The sequence below is a fragment of the Halalkalibacter flavus genome (assembly GCF_036663575.1).
Classification (GTDB): Bacteria; Bacillota; Bacilli; order Bacillales; family Bacillaceae_D; genus Halalkalibacter; species Halalkalibacter flavus.
In genome coordinates this window covers 1-5,902 of the sequence record NZ_JAWRVK010000085.1, presented here as the reverse complement: position 1 = coordinate 5,902, position 5,902 = coordinate 1, and the positions used below count along the sequence as shown (strand labels likewise).

Here is a 5,902-nt window from a genome sequence, read left to right as displayed (position 1 = left end):
AACTACACTTGGGGATCATTCTTTTTCATATATTTGATGGTGCCGCAGCGCGGCATGAGGGTCTACCATGAAAATAGTTTCTTCAAAAATAGAAAAAAGACAATACTAAAAAAGACCCTGCTCAATCGTTAAAAAAAGAGGAGAGCGTTAATTAATAAGTCTATGGATTAGGATTGACTGGATTAAGGTCAGTATCAGTATTACCACTTCCTAACCATTTTCATTCTCTGTGGTGCAGCAATGATTTTATGCTGCATGGATGGTTAACGGGAGCGTTTCTTTAACAAGGAACGCATTTTTTATGTCAATGGGAACGTGGGAATTTCCACAGTGCGAGCTCTTGTCTAAGGGTAACGAGGAACTTATAGTCTAGTAAATTACGTTAGTTGGACTGCGGAATGACAGGAAACTGTCACGTTCCGTGCGGAGCAGCGGAAAAGCTGGAGATAACTTCAACGCTTACCTATTGCTAACGATTGTGGAGCATGAAGTAAGAGGTTGATACATATTAGTCCAATATGTATCAACCTCTATTTTTATGACTTTTTACAATTTTGGTTTTGATAATGTTTTTCCCTTTGGGGAAAAACATCTTTACTTCAAGAAATCACTATGAATCTTGGACTGAAATACTTTAAACGTTTTTAATAAAATATATAGTAGATTAATGAAAACTTTAACATCATTGTTAACATATATTGTGACATATATTATCATATTAAAAATAATGTTAATCTAATAGTTAAAGTGTTTGTATATATTATTATTGAAATCGGTGTTAATGCCAACAACAAAAATAACAACATTTGGAATATGATCAGTCATTTTTTTGAAATGCAGTATACTGCGCGATTTTACAGCGTTAAAGAAATCTCCTATATTAAAAAGCCCAATTCCTCAGTATTAAAATCTTCGTTTGTAATAGAATTTACTTTGCGGTCTACAGCAAGAACCCTGTCATCACAGCCTATAGGGTTTTTTTTTTTGCTTCATTGTTTAAAAAATATGAAACTCGTCCATGATGCTAATAGAATGACATAATGAGAGGTAAAGATTATGAAGTGCAAAGACTATGGTAGCAAAGGGGCACCCCATGGGGAACAAGAAATAATTGAACAATGTCTACAATCTACTTTGCCCTTGGTTGCACGTACGCTGATACTACGCCATTTAGTGCCGCCCCAAATTCATATTTATGATTTACAACATCAACTACTGAAGGATTACTGTTATGGACTGGCAAAAGATAAGATTACTTGAGGTTCTTAGAAGACTTAACAAAATTTGAGTAAAGGATACGGTATTCAACATCCGTTAATTTGCGGTTAAGCTTTGATTCAAAATGTTTAACAACTTCAGCAAAAGTTGGCTTCATGGACAACACTCCTTTTTTCATAGTTACATTATGAAAAAAACAAATAGAATGTGTGGAGTATTCCCTGAATAACAAATACACATTTTGTCAATTGTTTGCAATTAGTGGTTTACGACTGACGAATACTCTAAACAAACTAATTAACCATGTAAATTAATCCCTCGTCTCATCATGTGAGGGATTTTCAAATTATAAAGTGGAGCAGTAGATAAGTTAAGGACTTGTATTGTTTATGATTGTTTGTCGTAGCTATATAGAGAGAAAATTAACCGGCTTTATGTCGTTCTTTCCTTCATTGAATTGATTCGCAATATAATTTCTTTTTGTTTCTTCATCTACTGTTCCTACTGTGGCACAAAAGTAGCCTCTTGCCCATAAGTGTTGGCCCCAATATTTCTTTTTCAATTCGGGAAATTGATCCTGGAGAAGCCTTGATGTTCTCCCTTTTAGATACTGCATGATTTTACTTGGAGCTAGACTCGGTGGACATGATAGCAATAAGTGGATATGATCTTTTCCAACACTTCCTTGCAAGATGCTAATCCCTCTTGCTTCACATCCTTGCCTGATTAATTCCCGCGTTCTTACTGCAATCGGACCTCGTAACACCTTGTATCTATATTTGGTTACCCAGATTACATGAAACTTGATGTCCCACGCGTTTGGAAATTAAAAGCTTATCTACGGTTACATGTAAACATAAAGCCTTTTTCTCCACATCAATACCTCCAAACAACTTGTTTTTTCATTTTAAAAACAAACAACAATTCTGTAAACTGTGATTTACTTCAACTAAACTTCCAGTTACCACAAGAAGCAAATCTGTACCTGAATAATAAATCGTATGACACAAATAATATAAATAATTAAACTACAAAATCAGGAGGGAAATCACGTGGTAAATGTATGGGAAACAGTTTTGGATGCCATGAAATCCATGACAGTTCAAGATGAAGATCAACCTCTTCATGTCGGAGAAGTGATGGCATGCTGGATTTACTTAGAAGGCCTTGAATTAGCCAAAGTTGCTGTTCAAGCAGGTATACATACCACGACGGATAATGAACTAAAAGCAATACTTGAAGAAGATATGAAACTAGGAAGCAGTCAAAGGGAACGACTGCATGATTTTATGATTAAGGAAGGAATTACATTACCTCCTGCTCCTGAAGATATGCCGATATCAGACCCTAACAGTATTCCTCTCGGTGTTAAATTAACGGATGATGTAATTGCAAACGAATTATCTTTAAAAATTGTTAGCTTAATTATGCGTGCTGCTGGTACTGCTTCAGAATCGATTCGTACAGATGTAGGTTTATTGTTTATTCAGTTTCAAGCAGAAAAACTTGCTTTCGCGACTAGATTAAAACATTTAATGCGCAAACGCGGATGGATTAAAGTGCCACCATTTTACGTCCCACCTGGTTCTCAACAACAATAAAGCTAAAGATTCTATAGTGCTACCTACTGAGAAGGCTATTTAACCAACGTCAAACCCAATGGGTTTAATATAAAAGATGGAAGTAATTACCCGACAGGTTAGGCAGAAGGGATAAGGTAGCTGATGAAGAATCAGTATTACCTTCTCAATGCCAGTCTCAGACGATTTCTATCGGATGAGAATAATCGTGGCAACACGGTTATTGGATGAGTTAATCGAGAGGAGTCTGAGAAGAATGGATATAGCGGAAACTACGTAAGCCTCATTTATTGACGAGTGTCAATAAATGAGGCTTTATGTTTGTGTGACGACCATACTCCTGAACTCGTTCTTCCGCTCTATCTGCAAAACAATTCCACCATTTTCCCCCTTTGCATTTGGTTATTATTGTGCTATCCAATGAGATTTTATGCAGAGGATCACATGCTTCAAATGATCAGTCGAGCAAACATGCTGAAAAAACATTACAGAAACAGTCGAAACAAGTTCCGAAATCCCGTTATTTAGATTGTTTTGGAGCTCTATTAAGAAGGAATCAAAGTTAACTCGTTCTTTAAGAAATAAAGGGAGAAAGCAAAGTAATCTTCCCTTTTTGTTCGTATAGAGCCACGTGTTGGGTAGCACAAAGGCACTCATTCTAAAAGTAAGGATAACCTTAAAATTGTTACTTTTAACCAATTCGTTATGCTTTATCGGGCCAAAATGGTCATTTTTCTAAATTAAAATCTTCCACCTAATTCTTTTTAGACTTTATTTTTTCTCGATTACTCCATAACCTTCTAGTAGCTTTCTAATTGCCATATTAATTAGTTTAGACTTATCCCCTTTTTCACCTCTTGAAGCGATTTTGTCGACTTCAAAAGCCAAGTCAGGATCCATATAGAAAGAGGTGAAGACCTTCTTCGGTTTTTTCTTCGAAGCTTTTTTACCTGAAGCAAGATTCCGAAGGTAACTATCATCTTCATCATCAACATTAACAACATTATCATTATTGACATATGTTTTACCTTCTATGTCATTGATGCCATCTTTGTCGTTTTTAGTTACGTTATCATTGTTATTATTTATTTTATTATTGTTTTCAATTTCTTTTTTATTATCATCTTTGTTATTAGTGTTATCGTCATTTTTATCTGTGTCATATGAATTAAAAAATGCCTGAGTAGCATTCGGTTTTTTGATCTTATCTTTAAGGTTGTTTTTATCGGACACGTTCTTTCAGCTCCTTTACAAATGGAATGTAATATTCTATTGCATTTTTTAATTCAGTGTTTCCATCAAAACCAGAAATAGCTAAACGTCTGGTGGCAGCCTTTCTTCTGATTATCGACTTGAACTTCAGGTTAGGATAATCTTCATCGACGGATTCTTCCATTACATCGTTTTCTTTAGCCCTAGCATCGATTAGGGAAAACAAAATACCAACTGTTTTTAATGTCGGGTTATATCGTTCTTTAGCCCCTTCAATGATCTCTAGGAACTTCGGAATAGCATAATAAGCAAACATCGACCCATCAAACATAATCACGGCATAACTACCAGCTTCTGAATATGTACTTAAGGGCATTACGGTTTGTTCTGATAGAGACGGTGGTGTATCGATGATAATCCAATCATAATCTTCCATAACGGGTTCGAGTGCTTTCTGTAGCGCATCTAGTTTTAGGCCCTTTTCAAACATTCTTCTTGGTAAAGTGGCCAAGAAATCATTGGAAGGGATCATGTCCAGGTTCTCTTTGATTTTGATGATACAAGAACGAGCATCTTCATTCAGGATGGCCTCTAAAACGGTTTTTCCCTCGAAGGCGTTACATATGTCATACTCACCGGTTAAGAAGTTAGTTAAATTCCCTTGTCCATCCATATCAATGGCTAAAACTTTTTCCTCTTTGCTTAATAGATAAGAAGTAATCCCACTACTGGTAGACTTAGAACAGCCGCCCTTACTAATCCCGAATGTTATTATTTTCGCAGTCAACATTAACACCTCTTTCAATAATAATAGATACCAATACTTTAACTATAAACTCATTATCGTGTTATACATATAAAAAAAACACTAATGACAATTTTATGATTAACATTAACTAAGTCGTTATATTTAATATATAAACATATGTCATCATATATGTTAACTCATATGGCGACAACACTATTAATTTACTGTGGACATTATTTTTAAAATATATATACTAATAGATTTCTAGGAGAAAACTAGAAATCCTGCTATGAGTAATTGATTTTCTGTAGCTATTGTTTGGTAATCTATTAATTAAACAATAATAACGATGAAAAATGTAATATAATATTATTTTCTTTTCAATGAGATATAACAAAAACGAATATAACAACCATTATATGATATATGTTATTGTATATGTCGTTGTTATATTTAATTTTGAATTATATGTATACATTCTTTTATTAATAAAAGAAAAAGGTTTTCAATAAACTTTTGGTAATCTTCATTCAGGACGGTCTCTAAATTTTTTTCGAATGCGTTGCATATATCTATCATACTCATCTGTTAAAAAGTTAGTTTAATTCTCTTGTTCCTATCAATGGCTAAAACCTTTTTCTCTTTACTTAATAGATAAGAAGTAACCCCATTGCTGTTAGAACCACTCGCCCTTGCCCCTTGCTGATTCCAAAAGTTATTATTTTTGCTGTCAACATTAACATCTATTTCAATAATAATACAAACATACTACATAACTATAATTTTATCATTATGTAGTATGTTTGTATATAAATTAATACTATCAATAATTTCAATACTAACATTATTTTCAAAAATGATATATATTTTGTAGTATATGACATAGTATATGTTAACAATTATGTTGTAGTTTTCTTTAATGAAATTATATATTTTATTAAAAGCATTAAAAGGGTTTCAGTCCAAGATCCATAGGAGTTTTTTGAATAAAAAAGTAAAGCTGTTTTTTAATTGATAGATACTGGTTTGTTTATTGATTAGACTAAAGAATGTCAATCGTGTTATTTCTGATGCTAGTATAGTTTCATGGACACAACTTAGTTAAGTTTCTATAGATTTGTTACACTATATAGAAGAAAGGTTG

Annotated in this window: 4 protein-coding genes; 1 reads left to right on the top strand and 3 read right to left on the bottom strand. The window is 33.6% G+C overall.

All coding sequences use genetic code 11. From position 1 onward, the window contains the following. Positions 1–1,624: 1,624 nt before the first annotated feature. Positions 1,625–2,026 carry an IS200/IS605 family transposase gene (gene tnpA, locus SAY88_RS24300; RefSeq protein WP_332635012.1) on the bottom strand — a complete coding sequence of 134 codons (402 nt, stop codon included), beginning with the start codon at positions 2,024–2,026 and terminating at the stop codon, positions 1,625–1,627. Positions 2,027–2,270: 244 nt separating this feature from the next. Here tnpA and SAY88_RS24295 point away from each other — a divergent pair, with 244 nt between their 5' ends. Continuing rightward, positions 2,271–2,819 (top strand): DUF3231 family protein, encoded by a 549-nt coding sequence (locus SAY88_RS24295; RefSeq protein ID WP_332635010.1) that lies wholly within the window; start codon positions 2,271–2,273, stop codon positions 2,817–2,819. Positions 2,820–3,569: 750 nt separating this feature from the next. On the opposite strand, the gene SAY88_RS24290 is transcribed toward SAY88_RS24295, so the two are convergent. Both SAY88_RS24290 and SAY88_RS24285 read right to left on the bottom strand, forming a co-directional pair. After that, positions 3,570–4,031: a hypothetical protein gene (locus SAY88_RS24290; RefSeq protein ID WP_332635009.1), complete on the bottom strand. Its 462-nt coding sequence runs from the start codon at positions 4,029–4,031 to the stop codon at positions 3,570–3,572. Further along, complete coding sequence (locus SAY88_RS24285; RefSeq protein ID WP_332635007.1) at positions 4,021–4,800, bottom strand: ParA family protein; 780 nt, start codon at positions 4,798–4,800, stop codon at positions 4,021–4,023. Before SAY88_RS24285 ends, SAY88_RS24290 begins: the two co-directional genes overlap by 11 nt. Between the last annotated feature and the right edge of the window lie 1,102 nt (positions 4,801–5,902).

Coding starts and splice junctions, on each gene's coding strand:
- SAY88_RS24285 (WP_332635007.1), bottom strand. CDS start 4,800: ATGTTGACTGCGAAAATAATAACATTCGGGATTAGTAAGGGCGGCTGT.